Source organism: Symplocastrum torsivum (assembly GCF_059505465.1).
In genome coordinates, this window is the sequence record NZ_JCACKQ010000020.1 from 20,376 (window position 1) to 36,301 (window position 15,926).

Annotated in this window: 17 protein-coding genes; 6 read left to right on the plus strand and 11 right to left on the minus strand. The window is 46.0% G+C overall.

Going from position 1 to position 15,926, the window contains the following annotated elements:
* Positions 1–12 precede the first annotated feature (12 nt).
* A complete protein-coding gene (locus AC5JL3_RS07035) occupies positions 13–150 on the minus strand; it encodes a hypothetical protein (protein WP_496073800.1) in 138 nt (45 codons plus the stop codon).
* 222 nt (positions 151–372) lie between these two features.
* Here AC5JL3_RS07035 and AC5JL3_RS07040 point away from each other — a divergent pair, with 222 nt between their 5' ends.
* Complete coding sequence (locus AC5JL3_RS07040; protein WP_496073801.1) at positions 373–1,563, plus strand: glycosyltransferase family 4 protein; 1,191 nt, start codon at positions 373–375, stop codon at positions 1,561–1,563.
* A gap of 23 nt (positions 1,564–1,586) precedes the next feature.
* On the opposite strand, the gene AC5JL3_RS07045 is transcribed toward AC5JL3_RS07040, so the two are convergent.
* From AC5JL3_RS07045 to AC5JL3_RS07070, 6 genes are all read right to left on the minus strand, one after another.
* Positions 1,587–2,333 (minus strand): ABC transporter ATP-binding protein, encoded by a 747-nt coding sequence (locus tag AC5JL3_RS07045; RefSeq protein WP_496073802.1) that lies wholly within the window; start codon positions 2,331–2,333, stop codon positions 1,587–1,589.
* Positions 2,334–2,344: 11 nt separating this feature from the next.
* Positions 2,345–3,214, minus strand: a complete 870-nt coding sequence (locus tag AC5JL3_RS07050) for an ABC transporter permease (protein WP_496073803.1) — start codon at positions 3,212–3,214, stop codon at positions 2,345–2,347.
* An 11-nt stretch (positions 3,215–3,225) separates the two neighbouring features.
* Positions 3,226–4,284 carry an aliphatic sulfonate ABC transporter substrate-binding protein gene (locus tag AC5JL3_RS07055; RefSeq protein ID WP_496073804.1) on the minus strand — a complete coding sequence of 353 codons (1,059 nt, stop codon included), beginning with the start codon at positions 4,282–4,284 and terminating at the stop codon, positions 3,226–3,228.
* 118 nt (positions 4,285–4,402) lie between these two features.
* Positions 4,403–4,984 (minus strand): beta-class carbonic anhydrase, encoded by a 582-nt coding sequence (locus AC5JL3_RS07060; RefSeq protein WP_496073805.1) that lies wholly within the window; start codon positions 4,982–4,984, stop codon positions 4,403–4,405.
* Positions 4,985–5,809 (minus strand): DUF2182 domain-containing protein, encoded by an 825-nt coding sequence (locus AC5JL3_RS07065; RefSeq protein WP_496073806.1) that lies wholly within the window; start codon positions 5,807–5,809, stop codon positions 4,985–4,987.
* 5 nt (positions 5,810–5,814) lie between these two features.
* A complete protein-coding gene (locus AC5JL3_RS07070; protein WP_496073807.1) occupies positions 5,815–6,432 on the minus strand; it encodes a DUF1326 domain-containing protein in 618 nt (205 codons plus the stop codon).
* Between the two features lie 218 nt (positions 6,433–6,650).
* On the opposite strand from AC5JL3_RS07070, the gene AC5JL3_RS07075 reads away from it, so the two are divergent.
* Positions 6,651–6,830: a hypothetical protein gene (locus AC5JL3_RS07075; protein WP_496073808.1), complete on the plus strand. Its 180-nt coding sequence runs from the start codon at positions 6,651–6,653 to the stop codon at positions 6,828–6,830.
* A 157-nt stretch (positions 6,831–6,987) separates the two neighbouring features.
* Complete coding sequence (locus AC5JL3_RS07080) at positions 6,988–8,037, plus strand: Fe(3+) ABC transporter substrate-binding protein (RefSeq protein ID WP_496073844.1); 1,050 nt, start codon at positions 6,988–6,990, stop codon at positions 8,035–8,037.
* Between the two features lie 185 nt (positions 8,038–8,222).
* Here AC5JL3_RS07080 and AC5JL3_RS07085 read toward each other — a convergent pair whose 3' ends face one another.
* The 3 genes from AC5JL3_RS07085 to AC5JL3_RS07095 form a co-directional block, all read right to left on the minus strand.
* Positions 8,223–8,576 (minus strand): DUF433 domain-containing protein, encoded by a 354-nt coding sequence (locus AC5JL3_RS07085; protein WP_496073809.1) that lies wholly within the window; start codon positions 8,574–8,576, stop codon positions 8,223–8,225.
* A gap of 101 nt (positions 8,577–8,677) precedes the next feature.
* Positions 8,678–9,190, minus strand: a complete 513-nt coding sequence (locus AC5JL3_RS07090) for a pentapeptide repeat-containing protein (protein ID WP_496073810.1) — start codon at positions 9,188–9,190, stop codon at positions 8,678–8,680.
* Positions 9,191–9,193: 3 nt separating this feature from the next.
* Positions 9,194–10,903 (minus strand): ABC transporter permease, encoded by a 1,710-nt coding sequence (locus AC5JL3_RS07095; protein ID WP_496073811.1) that lies wholly within the window; start codon positions 10,901–10,903, stop codon positions 9,194–9,196.
* A 306-nt stretch (positions 10,904–11,209) separates the two neighbouring features.
* On the opposite strand from AC5JL3_RS07095, the gene AC5JL3_RS07100 reads away from it, so the two are divergent.
* A complete protein-coding gene (locus AC5JL3_RS07100; RefSeq protein WP_496073812.1) occupies positions 11,210–12,619 on the plus strand; it encodes a CHAT domain-containing protein in 1,410 nt (469 codons plus the stop codon).
* An 8-nt stretch (positions 12,620–12,627) separates the two neighbouring features.
* Here AC5JL3_RS07100 and AC5JL3_RS07105 read toward each other — a convergent pair whose 3' ends face one another.
* Positions 12,628–13,389, minus strand: coding sequence for an SPOR domain-containing protein (locus AC5JL3_RS07105; protein WP_496073813.1), 762 nt, complete (start codon positions 13,387–13,389; stop codon positions 12,628–12,630).
* Positions 13,390–13,487: 98 nt separating this feature from the next.
* Here AC5JL3_RS07105 and mnmA point away from each other — a divergent pair, with 98 nt between their 5' ends.
* Entirely contained in the window at positions 13,488–14,558 is a 1,071-nt protein-coding gene (mnmA, locus tag AC5JL3_RS07110; RefSeq protein WP_496073814.1) for a tRNA 2-thiouridine(34) synthase MnmA, read from the plus strand.
* Between the two features lie 163 nt (positions 14,559–14,721).
* Entirely contained in the window at positions 14,722–15,903 is a 1,182-nt protein-coding gene (gene sat / locus AC5JL3_RS07115) for a sulfate adenylyltransferase (protein ID WP_496073815.1), read from the plus strand.
* The last annotated feature ends 23 nt before the right edge of the window (positions 15,904–15,926 follow it).

Sequence of the window (15,926 nt, forward strand, 5' to 3'; positions counted from 1 at the left end):
GTCAGGCATTACCTACCAACTGCGCGGCTTACGCTGATGAGGTGGAATAGTTAGAGCAAGGCGATCGCTTTTTGAAGAGATAAGTAGGAAGGCGATCGCCCTTTCTTTGTGTTGGATTGGAAAGGGTGTTCCTGATATAGCTGTAGCCATAAAGGTTAGGACAAATTTAAGGGACCAAACAACCACGTACTTGTGATAAACATAAAAGCCTTCTGCCTTCGGCTTTCTGCATTAGTAATGGACTATTAGCCATTAGCTAAAGAGACGCTTCTCATCCGCACCCACGAGGAGATGCGGTTTTCTCAGCAGTTTTAATAAAATTTGAAAATATATAAATTTGTAAATCTGTATAAATTCGGGGAATAGGAGATCATGAAGATTCTGGTACTTGCCTGGGAATTTCCACCCCGTATTGTTGGGGGAATTGCTCGCCATGTGGCAGAGTTGTATCCAGAGTTAGTGAAACTAGGGCACTCGATTCATTTAATTACTGTCGAGTTTGGGGCAGCGCCTCTCTATGAAATAGTGGATGGGGTCTATATTCATCGGGTATCCGTAGCCCCCAGCCATGACTTCTTCCACTGGATTGTGAACTTAAACGAGAGCATGGGGCTTCATGGCGGTAAGCTGATTTTAGAGGAAGGTCCGTTTGATTTGATTCACGCCCATGATTGGCTAGTAGGGGATGCTGCGATCGCACTTAAGCATAACTTCAAAGTCCCACTCGTTGCGACGATCCACGCTACAGAATTTGGTCGTTACAACGGCATCCACACCAATACTCAGCACTACATCTGCGGTAAAGAAAAACTGCTTGCCTTCGATGCTTGGCGAGTGATTGTTTGCACTGACTACATGCGGCGGGAAGTCGAACGGGCATTAGAAACGCCTTGGGACAAAATTGATGTCGTCTACAACGGCATTCGACCCGAAAAGAAACACCGCGTTCCCAACTTTGATCATGGTAACTTTCGCCGTCGCTTTGCTGAAGATAGCGAGAAAATTGTCTATTATGTCGGTCGCATGACTTATGAAAAAGGTGTCTCTGTCCTGCTGAAGGCTGCCCCAAAAGTGCTGCAAGAAATAGGAGACTATGCCAAGTTTGTGATAATCGGCAGTGGTAACACTGACCACCTCAAGCGTCAAGCCTGGGATTTAGGCATTGGTCATAAATGTTATTTCACTGGCTTTATGTCTGATCTAGATCTAGATAGATTTCAGACTGTTGCCGATTGCGCGGTTTTCCCTAGTCTTTATGAACCCTTTGGAATTGTTGCTCTAGAAAGCTTCGCTGCCCGTGTCCCCGTGGTTGTCTCAGATACAGGTGGCTTGCCAGAAGTGGTAAGACACACCAAAACGGGTATTGTTACCTGGACAAACAACCCTGACTCCCTTGCCTGGGGTATTTTAGAAGTCTTGAAAAATCCTGGTTATGCCCAATGGCTGATTGATAATGCCTATGAAGATTTAGATCGCCGCTTTAGTTGGGCTAAGCTTGCCAAGCAAACTGAGGGAATTTATGGTCGAGTATTGCATGAGCGATCGCAAGTCACTTGGTTGTAAGTTTGAATCGCCCTCTAGCTGCATTAAACCAAGGATTGTTGAGTCGGTGACAAATCTAATTCAGCCAACAACTGCTCTTTCCAATACTGAAAACGAATATCCGTTCTCTTACGGGGACGGGGCAAATCTAGCTGAAATTCCCGATGAATGTGACCTGGATTACCTCGCATGACAATGATGCGATCGCTTAATACCAAAGCCTCTTCAATATCATGAGTCACAAGAATCAGCGTTGGTCGATCATACTCCCAAATCTGCAACAGATGCTCCTGTAACTTCATGCGTGTAAAGGCATCTAAGGCGCTAAAGGGTTCATCCAGTAATAAGAGCGAGGGTTTTGTGACTAAGGCGCGTGCGATCGCAACCCGTTGTGCCATCCCGCCCGAAAGTTCACGAGGTAGTAGCTGTGAAGATTCCGTCAATCCCACTTTTTCAAGAACATCACCCGTCAATTTTGCTTGCTCAGATTTGGGTAGATGACACAATCCAAACTTCACATTTTCTTGCACACTTAACCAAGGCATCAATCTCGCTTCTTGAAAAATGATGCCAATTTCTGGGTGAGGTGCTGTTATTAGTTGATTATGAATAAACACCGTTCCTGATGTTGGGAAATCTAAGCCTGAAATTATCCGAAGTAACGTACTTTTCCCACACCCACTTGTTCCAACCAAGCTAATAATTTCACCATAATTCACGGCTAAATTAATAGAATCTAAAGCCGTAAATCCATTATCAAATTCTTTGTTTACCCCTTCTATCTGTAGCATCCTCTTCCCTTTTATAATCGTGAGGCGTAAGCATCCTGCCAGTGTAGTAAGCGTTTTCCCACTGTCGCTAAGATGGCATCAGTTAATTTGCCAAAAATCGCAAAAAGCAGAATGCTAGCAATAATAACGGAGGGTCGCCCTGTGGCTTCGCCATCTACCAACAAAAACCCTAGTCCTTTACTTGCTCCCATAATTTCAGCGGCAACCACAAACATCCAACCCAGCCCCAAACCATTACGCAAACCAACAATGTAAGACGGTAGAGTTGCGGGTAAAAACACTCGTCGAATTAATTGAAAACCGTTAAGCCGATAAACCCGACCCACTTCAACTAACTTGCGATCGACTCCTTGAACTCCACTCATTAAATTCAGATAGACAGGAAAGAAAACACCTACGGCAATCAGCATTATCTTGGAAGTTTCATAAATCCCCAACCACAAGATAAACAAAGGAACCCAAGCCAATGAGGGAATATTCCGCAAAGCTTGGAGTAAGGGATCTAAAAGTTGGTGAATTAGCCGCGAATACCCTGTCAAAGCCCCCAAAATGGTCGCAAAAACACTACCAATCAAAAATCCTAAGAAAACTCGATAAAGGGTAATGCCAATATGCTCGAATAGTTCTCCACTCAATGCCAAATCTCCAATAGTTGCAATTACCGTTGAAGGCGCTGGCAGTAAGTTAGGAGGAAAAAAATTTACTTGGGCTAAAAATTCCCACAGTATTACTAAGACAGTTGGTAGAATTAGCCCCTTTGTCCAGTTTACTTTAGAACGCTTTTTCCGCTTCTGCTTGTTGCGATATTGCGGTAGCTCTGTGGTTGAAATAGAAGTAGTCTTGACTAAATGACCATTAGAGTGATTCAAAGGCTTGCTCATCTAAATTCTCTCTACTTCTTAGAAACCTTTTCAACAAACTGAGGGTCAATCAAGTCACCTAAAACTTGCCCAACATTCACGGAGTTTTTGATGACACCACTTTTGAGCAACACATCGCCTGCTGCATTAATTGCTGTCTCTTGTTCCTTACCAATTACTGAGTTAGAGAGGTCAGTACGTTCGAGTTGCTTAGCCGCAACCGCATCCGTCAATTTGGATTCTTTCACCAAGATTTGCTTCAATTCATCTGGATTATCGACAGACCACTTCCGGGCTTTTTCATAAACGGTTAATACCCGCTCCACGTAGCTAGGATACTCCTTAGCAAACTCTTCCCTTACATTCAAAACTCCATACGTGTTTAGATTAGCGTCACGGAAGAAGAGGCGCGAACCTTTTTCAAGTTCTGTTTGAGCCATTAAAGGGTCTAAGCCTCCCCAAGCATCAACATCCCCTTTCTCTAAAGCGGCTTTACCATCTTTGTGTTGCAGTGGAATTAGCTCAATATCTTTGACACTTAACCCAGCTTTATCCAAGGCTCTTAGTAAAAAAACATGAGGGTCAGTTCCTTGTGTTACAGCAACCCGCTTACCTTTCAAATCTTCAACTTTATTGATACTAGAATTAGCGGTAGTCACTAATGCTGTCCACTCTGGTTTGGAGTAAACATAAATAGATTTGATTGGGTTACCATTAGCTTTACCAATTAAAGCAGCAGCACCTGCTGTCGAACCAAAATCAATACTACGGCTATTGAGAAGTTGTAAAGCTTTATTACTACCTAAACTTAGAACCCATTCGACTTTTACTTGGTCTTTGGAAAATTCTTCTTCTAACCAACCTTTCTCTTTTAAAACCAGACTCACTGGGTTGTAATAGGCATAGTCAATTTTAATAGCGGCTGGCTTATTGGCTGTTTGATTAGAATCTTGTGTTTGATTTGAACTTGAATTGCTACAGCTACTTACAACCACTACCAGAGCCATTGCCAGGGCAGTAAGAATAAACCAAACTGGAATGCGAAGGCTTCCAAAAAAGCTAAAACTTCTTTTCTTAAGTTGTTTAATCATAACTTTTGTAGTTCCCTTAAAGTAAAAAGTTATTGAAGAGAAGAAGCAACGCGATTAGCGTTACTTAAAAGCTCGGCAATCAGACTTAGAGTGGAGTGGCTTTTAAAAGTATTACCGCTTACAAGGCTTTGCCAATTTCTGTTGCGTCTGGAACCTCAATTAATCGTCCAGTTTTAACGTCATAGAGGTAGCCGTAAATAGGAATTGAGCTAGGAACTAAGGGATGGGAGCGAATACGCTGTACATCTGCACAAACGCTTTTGGCTTGGTCACCAATCGTCAACCAATCAATAAATTCACCCTCAGTTGATCCTGAACCATCACTGGAGTCATGCCAACCGTTCTTATCGATTGATGCTGTCTTTAAGCTGCTTGCCAGCAAACCCCGCATAATCTGGTCTGTGAAGGTTTCCATCCCACAATCGGTGTGATGAATGACAAACCATTCTTTGGTACCGAGCAACTTGTAGGAAATGACTAGCGAGCGAATCGCATCATCGCTAGCACGTCCACCCGCATTACGAATCACATGAGCATCCCCTTCAGCGAGTCCCGCAAACTTAGCAGGGTCAAGACGGGCATCCATACAGGTGAGAATCGTAAAGTGTCGTCCGGGTGGCATTGGTAACTGCGCTTTTTCACCAAAGCTTTCAGCGTAAGCTTGATTTGCTGCTAAGACTTCTTCATGAACTGCGCTCATCTAAGCATGACCTCCTAACAAATCTGGCAACCAATTGGGATGAAGCAATACCAGCACTCCCCATACCAAAAAGACAACACCAATCACTGGGACAAGCTCACCTCCACGCTTCCACGTCCGCTCTAGTGTCATCACGGCTGTCAGGACAACCATCCAAGTGAAATGCCCGACTCCAACCGCAAACATCACCAGCATCAATGCCCAACAACAACCCAAACAATACAAACCGTGACGAGTGCCTAAGTTCCACGCGCCTTGTAACCCTCGCTGATAGTGGTGGGTGAGAAAACTTAAAGGGTGGCGACAGGCTTTTAAACATTGCTCTTTCAAGCCACTAAACTGAAATCCCCCAGCTAGCAGTAGGGTAGAACCCGCAATCATCCAAGGATGCTGATGTAGCCAAAACCAGTGATGCAGCAGCCAATGCAATCCCATATCTCCAACAAAGGCAACAATGGCAAATCCTGTCCAAATGGCTATATATGCACCCAAAAATGTCAGCAACACTAAGCGAGGCTGAGGTTGTTCGCGACTCGCTCTCACAAATAAACGCACCAGTGGTAAGGTACTTGGCAACATCATTGCAGTTGTCATGACCTGCCAAGCCGCTAGAAAAAGTAGTAACTTTAGTGGGAACGGTAAGGGATTATGCTCAATCAGTGCATTGTGGTGCAGAAGATGCTCTTGTCCTGTGGCAGCCGCTAGAAGTGTAAGAACCCAAGCCACGAGGATTACTCCCCAAAGGATTGCTACGTCATTGTTGAAAACATTGCTCAATGCTGGCAACCTTGAAGCAGGTTCCACCTCTGATGGTTTTCCTAACATGGTGCCTATTCCTCAAACTGGAATAGACCTTGGATTGCATTTCGACCGTTGTATTCCCAGGTGAGATTAAATTCTGGTATGTTTACCCGATGTACTGAGGCTTTTGCAATGTAGGCGGGAGAACCGGGAATCGTACTGAAGATGCTATCAATCATTTTGGTTGGCTTGCCGTCTGGTCCTCGATAGGGTTCCATTTCGCTCACTAAGACATCGCCAATTTTGATTGTCCCTCGTCCTTCTTGAATGTCGTACTCAATTGGGGCAATTCGCACATCTAGCACATCACTCACCAATTTTGCGACATCTGCGATCGCACCCTCTAATTCCCCATTGAAAACCTTTATCAACGCCTGTTGCTGTTCTGGTGTTCCCTTAGCATCCACATAAACAACAGCACGCCAGTTCCCAGCCAAGACATTCCCTGGAATGTAGACAATCTTGACCAAGGTTAACCCCGACACATCAATTCCCAAAATCTCGCCTTTCTCAACGTGGTAGGCGACAAAGCTATCACAAGCGCCTCCATCTGGATCATCCCCAATCCAACAGGGACAGGGAGCATTACAAGAGCAAGCTTCCAGAATTTGCCCTTCTAACTTATAAGTTTTGGTTGCCGTTGCCATTTTTGCTACTCCCTCAGTGAGCAATACAAGTGTGCATGGAAAACCCTTGGGTACCGCCACAGCAGACCCCTTAGACCAATAAAACTGGAATTTATCCACAAACCCCAGTAATTCGATCGAGTTAGCGTATTTTAAATTGGTTAAAGGAGTATTGCACAACCTGCGGCTAATTCGCAAGGGGAGTTATAGCAAAAGGCAGAGGGCAGAAGGGATGCATATTGACGGGTCTTGATTTCAGTATTTGGCGAGAGTTAGGAGTCGCCAATGCAACTGCTATATTTGGATGTTTTAGCGAAAGCGAACTCGCTGCAACTCTCACTAAGGTCTTCCCAGACGCGATCGCTTTGCTGGAAGTTTTATTAATTAAGCTAGAAAGATTGACAAAAAGTATTAATTAGTACCAAGGGTTAAGGTAGTAAATTTCCCTTAAGGTCGATAAGTAATTGCAGTTAACTATCAAGAATTAATCGCATTAGCAGTACAATACACCGAGGTAGATGACTGTATCAGCATCTACTCAGTAAGACAGTTAAACACGAGAAAACCTTATTGATGATGAAAATCACTAGACGCTTCTTACTAGCGACAATCACAGCGTTGATTGCCGTGGTAGTAGGGCACTTTAGTCATCCAAGTCCCGTAGTCGCTCAGCAACCTGTCATCAACCTTTATTCGGCACGTCACTACGACACGGATAATGCGTTGTACGAAAGCTTTACCCAAAAGACAGGCATTAAAGTCAATCTGGTGGAAGCGGAAGCCGATCAATTAATTGAACGGATCAAAAGCGAAGGCGCAAACAGTCCGGCGGACGTGTTCATCACGGTTGATGCGGGGCGTCTCTGGCGGGCGAAGGAAGAAGGTATCTTGCAGCCTATTTCTTCGCAAGTGCTGAACTCGGCTGTTCCGGCGAGCCTTCGCGACCCTGATGGCTCCTGGTATGGACTCTCGAAGCGGGCGCGTGTCATTATGTACAACAAAGACAGAGTTAACCCGTCACAGCTATCAACCTACGAGGCATTGACTGAGCCACAGTGGAAGGGCAAAATCCTAGTACGCTCGTCTAGCAATATTTACAACCAATCACTTGTTGGTTCAATGATTGAGTCTTTGGGTGCTCAGCCAACTGAACAATGGGCCCGTGGGATGGTCGCCAACTTCGCAAGACCACCAGAAGGCAATGATACGGCTCAAATTAAAGCCGTGGCGGATGGCGTTGGCGATATTGCGATCGCAAATACCTACTACCTCGCTCGTCTGATGAAATCAGATGATGCTGCGGAGAAGGCGGCTGCCGAAAAAATTGGTGTGTTCTTCCCCAATCAACGCGATCGCGGCACCCACGTCAATATCAGTGGTGGTGGTGTGGTGAAGACTGCCCCTAACAAGGAAGGCGCAATTAAGTTCTTAGAACATCTAGTCAGTCCAGAAGTTCAAGAAATGTTTGCCAAAGGTAATAACGAATACCCAGTTGTAGAAGGTGTTCCTGTAGACCCTGTTATCGACGCTTTTGGTAAGTTCAAATCGGATGCAACCAATGCAGCCACTTTTGGCAAGAATAATCCAGAAGCACTCCAACTAATGGATCGCGCTGGTTGGAAGTAGAGACGTTGCGGCAAAACATCTCTACTGTTTCAGGCAAATAAGGCGTACCTCTAAAGGGGTGCGCCACTTTCATGGGCATTACTGGCTGACAGCTTCTTGAATGATTCCTCAGTGCTATCCTCAAATAATGACGGATGGCAACTCAGAGTAGAGGGAGGATGAGGTGAAATGACTGCCACTACACTTCAAATTGCCCATTTTTCCATTTGTTCAGCTTGTTCGAGAGCTTTTCTAGCGGCTTTGATTTTCATTAATCTTTGAATGGCGGGAGAAGGGTTGCGGCGTTGTTCTTCTCGCATTTTTCGCCCCCACTCCAGCCAGTCTGCGATGTATTTGCTCACCGCTTCTTTGTTGTGCAGGTAATAGAGAATAGTGGCATAGACTTGTTCTAAAGTGAGGGATGTGTAAATGTTGGCAATTTCTTCAGGAGTTCGGGCGCGATAGATGTATTCGTACAAAATAGTTTCTATGCCGATGCGCGAACCTTTGAGTCGGATGTCGTTGGGGGCGAGAAAGTTGAAATAGTCTTCTAATTGCATAGGTTTATTCTTCGTTTTTATAATAAGGTTACAGAAATTTTAAGGCTCTTCAACTTTTTTGAATTCAGCTTGTCTCATTTGCGTGGTGAACCGTGGCAGCGTTATTTTTTAACTGAGCCATCAGGCATAATTGCCCCACTAAGATTCGCTCCATCAAGCTTTGCCCCTTCAATTTTTGCCTCACTTAGGTCAGCATCCTTCAGATTGGCATTATTGAGAATAGAACCACTTAAATCAGCACCTCTCAGGTAAGCCTTACTAAGATTTGCCCCAGTAAGATTTGCCCCAGTGAGATTTGCTGATGCTAAGCCTGCGCCACTGAGGTTAGCACCACTGAGGTCAGCACCATCAAGCTTGGCGCTATCTAAAAAAGCACCACTGAGATTTGCGTTGTTGAGCTTTGCACTACTGAGATTGGTGTTGTTAAGCTTTGCACTGCTGAGATCAGCACTAACTAGGTCAGCACTATTAAGGTCAGCCTCATTAATTTCACAACCTGGACAACTTTTTGTTTCTTTTAATCGTGCTGTGGATTTTTCCAGTTCGCTTCCTTGTCCTCCACAGCTTGCAAGAGTGAGGAACAAAAGTAATAGATAAAAGTGGTTTCGTTTCATGATTCAGCTATTGGTTTGATGAGTTCGAGATTCAGCAATTCTCAAACTTAAAAGAATGACCGGAATAATCCCGACAACAACGATCGCTAATGCTGGTCCTGCTGCTTCGGTCAGTCGCTCATCGGACGCTAAATTGTAGACTCGCACGGCTAACGTGTCAAAGTTGAAGGGTCGAATAATTAAGGTTGCTGGTAACTCCTTCATCACATCCACAAAAACCAGCATTGCTGCTGTTAGCAATCCACCCCACATCATTGGTGTATGCACTTTAACCAAGGTACTTGCAGGACTGTGACCCAGCGATCTCGCGGCATCATCCAAACTCGGCTTGATTTTTCCAAGACTTGCCTCAACGGTGCTGAAGGAGACGGCGAGGAAACGTACTAGATAAGCAAACACCAAAGCAGTAATAGTACCGCTTAGGAGTAAGCCTGTTGAGATTCCAAAATTTGCCCGCATCCAAGCGTCGATCGCATTATCAAGTTTCCCAATTGGAATGAGGATGCCAACCGCAATCACCGAACCCGGAATAGCATAACCCATTGAGGCAATCCGGGCAGCAAACCGCATCGCCATATTAGACCGCAGTCGTAACCCGTAGGCAATTACAATCGCGATCGCAACTCCTAACCCAGCAGTAATAACCGCAAGAATGAAACTATTTCGAGCAAAGCCCCAAAAACGGTCATCCAAAGTAGTCGAGGCATTCTTGAGAGTCATTTCTAGTAAGATGGCAGCAGGTAGCCCAAAGCCAAGACTCACTGGCACCAAGCAAGCAAAGCCCGCAGCGATAGCCCGTATTCCCCGTAGTTGGTAGCTTGGTAGTTGGCGGTAACGGCTGGTGGATTGATAGTAGCGACGCTGACGACGTGACCAACGCTCAAGCAAAATTAGCCAGAGGATAAATAACAAGAGAAAGGCTGCCAGTTGTGCAGCGGCTTCTCGTTCACCCATCCCAAACCAAGTGCGGTAGATACCAGTGGTAAAGGTATCAACGCCGAAATACTGCACCGTCCCAAAGTCATTTAGGGTTTCCATTAGCGCCAGCGCCAAACCGGCCATAATTGCCGGACGTGCCAGGGGTAAGGCAACGGTTGCAAAACTGCGCCAAGGGCCACAGCCGAGGCTTCGACTCGCTTCTAAGGTACAGACTGACTGCTCTAAAAAGGCAACACGCGCCAGCAGATAGACATAGGGATACAGTACCAAGGTCAGCATCGCGATCGCACCCCCGACCGAGCGAATATTCGGAAACCAGTAGTCTCCATAACTCCAACCGAACAAACTACGCAGCGCTGTCTGCACTGGTCCAGAGAATTCTAAAAAGTCTGTGTAGGTGTAAGCCAGAACATAGGCAGGTGCAGCGAGGGGAAGTAATAGCGCCCATTCAAATAGGCGACTTCCAGGGTATCGGCACATGGTTACCAACCAGGCTGTTCCTACACCAATGACTAAAACACCGCATCCGACACCAATCATCAACCAGAGTGAGTTGAGAATGTAACGTGCTAATACTGTCTGGGCTAAGTGCTGCCAAATCTCCCTAGAGTCAACAAAGATGTTGCTCAAGACAAATAGTACGGGTGTTGAGATGAGAAATGCGATCGCGATAACCAGAACAGTCCAACCATTAGGACGCACAACTTGCCCCACCAACTGACGTGCGAGATTTACAGGGGCGGTAGAGGCTGGATATCGAGTGGGTTTTTCCATGACTATTCAGCCCTGTAATTGGAGATGAGGGTGCTTTGGCACCCACTCCAAGGCTATCTATAAAATCTTTATGAGAATTTCTTTCAAAAACCACTTTACTATAGAGCGCTTTTTATCTGGAAACTCAGGGATAGCGATCGCGTTTTCTTGGCTATCAGTACCTCATCGCAGGGCAAAACTACTTAGCATTCCTTCTCCCTAGGGATAGATCCTCACAACGGTTGATGCCTTTGGTAGTAGCTCTAGAGGAAGATAGTGTTGCTCATCCCGTTCTTTCTAGGCACCTCCTTTAAGGAGTAAGCAGCAATGAAATCAGTAATTGGTCGCATTAGTGTGTTGCTAGCCGTCCTACATCTTGCCGGAAACGTTAATACAGAATCAGTACGGGCACAAACACTTATCTCAACTCCCAACAAGGTTGGTAATCGTTCTCTTGCTCAAAGTCCTACCCTTCTTGCACAAGCGGCTCAGACCTCCGATATACAAAGGACTCTTGACCGAGGAAAAATTGCTGAGGCGGTACTCCTCATTGAACACAACTGGGTAAAAAAATTTGAAGCTTATTTTGGGAGAAACTTTCCCAACCACCCCAGGACAGTCGAGCAAGCCGCAGATACTCTAAGCAAAATTGCAACTCAAACTGGAAAAAAACCTGCCCTCATCTACATCGTTCCTCAACCGCAACACCTGGAACTTGTATTAGTTACTCCAGAGGGCGAACCCATTCACCAGCGCATCTCGGCAGCGAACAAGGAAGCATTACTTCAGCAAGTGCAAGAGTTTACAAACTCGATTGTAAGCCCTGCTCGGAGGAAGACGAACCGCTATCTTGCACCTGCCCAGCAACTCTATCAGTGGATGATTGCTCCCCTAGAGGCAGAACTCGAAGCTCAAAACATAGATACGCTACTCTTCTGCCTAGGACCGGGATTGCGTACTATGCCAGTGGCAGCTTTACATGATGGGCAACAGTTTCTGGTGGAGAAGTATAGCTTTGCCCGTATTCCTGCCTTTAACCTGATCGATACAAACTACGCTCATCTAGAAAATTCTCAAGTTCTAGCAATGGGTGCATCAGAATTTAGGGAGGAAGCCTCCTTACCCGCTGTACCTGTCGAGTTATCGACTATCACGAACAAGCTATGGCAGGGTGAATTCTTCCTCAACCAAGAATTCACGCTGGCTAATCTAGAGTTGCAACGCCAACAACAGCCCTTCAAAATTATTCACCTAGCGACTCATGCCTCTTTTGAGTCTGGAGTACCGAGTAACTCCTACGTTCAGTTTTGGGACAAAAAGCTGACACTTGAGCAGATGAAGCAGTTGCAGTGGAACAACCCATCTGTAGAGTTGTTAGTGCTGAGTGCTTGTAAAACGGCGATAGGAGATGAACAAGCTGAATTAGGCTTTGCTGGGTTAGCGGTTCAGACAAGTGTAAAATCAGCGATCGCAAGTTTGTGGAATGTCAGCGATGAAGGAACTTTAGCGCTGATGACAGAATTTTATCGGGATTTGAAAACAGCACCCATTAAAGCCGAAGCCCTCCGCCAAGCTCAGCTTGCGCTTCTCAACGGGCAAGTGAGCCTGATAGATGGTCAGTTAAACAGTTCTGGAGGACGTATTCCTCTACCACCAGCACTAGCAAAAATTGAGAACCAGAACTTTTCGCACCCCTACTACTGGGCGGCTTTTACAGTAGTTGGTAGTCCTTGGTAGAGAAAGGTTTATTGTCCGAAATAAACTCGTGCATCCATCCCAACTGACCGGAAATAACTACTCCATCGGTCGGCATCTCCCCGTTCGCCAAATGGTCCAACGGCAACGTGTGGCCCCCTTGGGGATTCTCGTTGTGTGACTGCACCTCGTCTAATACCCAACTGAACAACTTGAGCAGCAATATCTGGTAATTCCCGTGCGTCTCCGGGAATGACAACGAAATATGACTGATCTAGGCGACGTTCCCGTGTGTTGCGATCGCTAATTTGTCTTCCTGGATTCACTGCACCAGTACCAGCAGTAATCGGGGTAACTCGCGCCCGAAACCCTTGAGATTCCAACTCACGGACACGAGACTGGGCATTAAATTCATCAGCGAATACCCCAGCTTGAATGATGCCCTCATCCTGTCGAACAAAGGCATCCGGTTCAATGCGTTGAACTTGTGATAAAAGCAAAGGACTATCCCCAAAAATATCAACTCGATAGAGACTTAACGTCGAGGTTGGTGTTCTAGATGGAATCGGTCGGTTAGGTGCGCGAAAATCTAACTCACGTTCCGGACGCGCATCCGGAAAAGCTGGAGGGGAACTCGGCGTATTAAATGATGGAATGGGTGAAGAGCTTGGTGGCGGTAACTCATCAAAGATTCGAGGGTCTGGCAGACGTTGCTGGGCAGCCGTGGTCGATTGAAAAGCGATAAGCCAACTTCCAACCAGTAAAATCGGCAACCCTGAAACTAAAGTGTTTGTTAATGTTGAACGCCTCAATTTTGAACTCCTTTCAATGCGTGACTTTTAACTTTTGACTTGCTTAACACGTCTATACTTTGTGGATGTTAGCCTAGAAGAGGCAGTATGTTTCAAACGTGTTACGTTTAGATTTCATGAATAGAGTCGTTGTCGGCCTCTCTGGTGGCGTTGATAGTTCCGTTGCTGCCGCCACCCTGCATCATCAAGGATACGAAGTTGTTGGTCTGACCCTTTGGTTAATGAAAGGAAAGGGTCAGTGTTGCTCTGAGGGGATGGTCGATGCAGCGTTTATTTGTGAACAACTCGGCGTTCCCCATCATATTGTTGATAGTCGTGAGGTCTTTCAGCATCATATTATTGATTATTTGGTTACGGGTTATGAAGCAGGAATTACACCATTGCCTTGCTCTGCGTGCAACAAGACGGTGAAGTTTGGGCCAATGATTAAGTATGCCCGTGAGCAATTAGGGATTGACAAGATTGCTACAGGTCACTATGCCCGGATTACTTATGATGCGGCAAGCGATCGCTATCAATTGCGTAGGGCAGTGGACTTGACAAAAGACCAGTCTTACTTTCTATATGACTTGACGCAAGACTTACTCGCTGGCTCAATATTTCCCTTGGGAGAACTCAAGAAAACCGAAACGCGACAGCTAGCAGCCGAGTACAAGCTCAAGACAGCAGATAAGCCAGAAAGTCAAGACTTGTGCTTAGTAGAGTCGCACGGTTCAATGCGGACATTTCTGGACAAGTATATTTCCCAAACCACAGGTGATATTGTTGATGCGGACGGGAAGGTCTTGGGTCAGCATCAAGGCATTCACCACTATACAATTGGGCAGCGTAAGGGCTTAGGAATTGCTGCTGCTGAACCTTTGTATGTGATTGGGTTGGATGCCGGACGCAATCGGGTTATAGTAGGCGATCGCACTTGTGCTACTCAGTCAGAATGTACAGTAGGACGAGTCAACTGGGTATCGATTAGTGCACCTACGGCTCCCATCCGTGCCTCTGCACAAATCCGCTACCGTTCTCCGGCTGTTCCTGCCAATGTGATTCCCCTAGAAGGCGATCGGATGAAACTAGTCTTCGACGAACCACAGTTCAGCATCACTCCAGGACAAGCCGCTGTTTTATATGACGGCGATATTGTACTGGGTGGCGGAATCATTGAGCGGTTTTGAAGAGGGAGTTGGGAATGAGGACATGGGAGACAAGGAAGAAAAATCTCCCTTGTCTTCTCTCTTTTAGACGATCTATGATAAATCTCCTTACACAATTTGGACGAAAAGTTATCAAACTGAGTTAATTTCAAGGAGTTGCAGTTAACACAGAAAGAGGGTTATTTTGAGTCATCATCCAGAGGGCATCGCTCCCCACGGCGGTCAATTAGTTAACCGCATTGCTACACACAATCAGCGGCATGAATTTTTAGAGAAAGCCGACTTCCTACCCAGAGTACAGCTTACTAAACGGGCAACCTCTGATTTACAAATGATTGCGATCGGAGCATTAAGTCCGCTTACTGGCTTCATGGAGCAAGCTGACTATGAATCAGTAGTAAACCAGATGCGTCTAGCTAACGGTTTGCCTTGGTCAATCCCGGTAACGCTTTCGGTGGAAGAAGAAATTGCCAAGCCCTTAAAAGAAGGCAGCTTGATTCGTTTGGACGACACCAACGGTCGTTTTGTGGGTGTTTTAGAGCTGACTCAGAAGTATCGCTATGACAAAATTCATGAGGCGGTTAATGTTTACCGCACAGATGACGAAGCACACCCTGGTGTCAAGGTACTCTATAACTACGGAGACATTAATCTAGCAGGTTCTGTCTGGTTACTGCATCGTGACCCCCATCCCTTGTTTCCTGATTATCAAATCGACCCCGCTAAGTCCCGTGTACTGTTTCAAGAGAAGGGTTGGAAAACAATTGTTGGCTTCCAAACCCGCAATCCCATCCACCGCGCACATGAGTACATCATCAAGTGTGCGCTGGAAACTGTCGATGGTCTGTTTCTTCATCCCCTAGTTGGGGAAACGAAAAGCGACGACATCCCGGCTGAGGTACGGATGCGTTGCTACGAGATTATGCGGGAGCGATACTTCCCAGAAAGCCGAGTGATTCTGGCAATCAATCCAGCCGCGATGCGCTATGCCGGCCCTAGAGAAGCGATTTTTCACGCCCTAATTCGCAAGAATTACGGCTGTACTAACTTCATTGTCGGGCGCGACCATGCGGGTGTCGGTGACTATTACGGGACTTATGATGCTCAGCATATCTTTGATGAGTTTGAGCCAGAGGAACTGGGTATTGTGCCAATGAAGTTTGAACATGCATTTTACTGCAAGCGCACCCAGCAGATGGCAACAACGAAGACTAGTCCTAGTGTCCCAGAGGAGCGAATTCATCTGTCCGGGACAAAAGTGCGGGAGATGTTGCGTCGGGGCGAATTACCACCTGCGGAATTTTCACGACCTGAAGTGGCGGCAGAATTAGCTAGGGCTATGAATATCACGACGTATGAGATTTGAGCAAGTACTGTGCTGAAGTATGG

Coding starts and splice junctions, on each gene's coding strand:
- AC5JL3_RS07065 (WP_496073806.1), bottom strand. CDS start 5,809: ATGTTAGGAAAACCATCAGAGGTGGAACCTGCTTCAAGGTTGCCAGCA.
- AC5JL3_RS07100 (WP_496073812.1), top strand. CDS start 11,210: ATGAAATCAGTAATTGGTCGCATTAGTGTGTTGCTAGCCGTCCTACAT.
- AC5JL3_RS07070 (WP_496073807.1), bottom strand. CDS start 6,432: ATGGCAACGGCAACCAAAACTTATAAGTTAGAAGGGCAAATTCTGGAA.
- AC5JL3_RS07085 (WP_496073809.1), bottom strand. CDS start 8,576: ATGCAATTAGAAGACTATTTCAACTTTCTCGCCCCCAACGACATCCGA.
- AC5JL3_RS07080 (WP_496073844.1), top strand. CDS start 6,988: ATGAAAATCACTAGACGCTTCTTACTAGCGACAATCACAGCGTTGATT.
- AC5JL3_RS07060 (WP_496073805.1), bottom strand. CDS start 4,984: ATGAGCGCAGTTCATGAAGAAGTCTTAGCAGCAAATCAAGCTTACGCT.
- AC5JL3_RS07095 (WP_496073811.1), bottom strand. CDS start 10,903: ATGGAAAAACCCACTCGATATCCAGCCTCTACCGCCCCTGTAAATCTC.
- AC5JL3_RS07040 (WP_496073801.1), top strand. CDS start 373: ATGAAGATTCTGGTACTTGCCTGGGAATTTCCACCCCGTATTGTTGGG.
- AC5JL3_RS07055 (WP_496073804.1), bottom strand. CDS start 4,284: ATGATTAAACAACTTAAGAAAAGAAGTTTTAGCTTTTTTGGAAGCCTT.
- AC5JL3_RS07035 (WP_496073800.1), bottom strand. CDS start 150: ATGGCTACAGCTATATCAGGAACACCCTTTCCAATCCAACACAAAGAA.
- AC5JL3_RS07090 (WP_496073810.1), bottom strand. CDS start 9,190: ATGAAACGAAACCACTTTTATCTATTACTTTTGTTCCTCACTCTTGCA.
- AC5JL3_RS07050 (WP_496073803.1), bottom strand. CDS start 3,214: ATGAGCAAGCCTTTGAATCACTCTAATGGTCATTTAGTCAAGACTACT.
- AC5JL3_RS07045 (WP_496073802.1), bottom strand. CDS start 2,333: ATGCTACAGATAGAAGGGGTAAACAAAGAATTTGATAATGGATTTACG.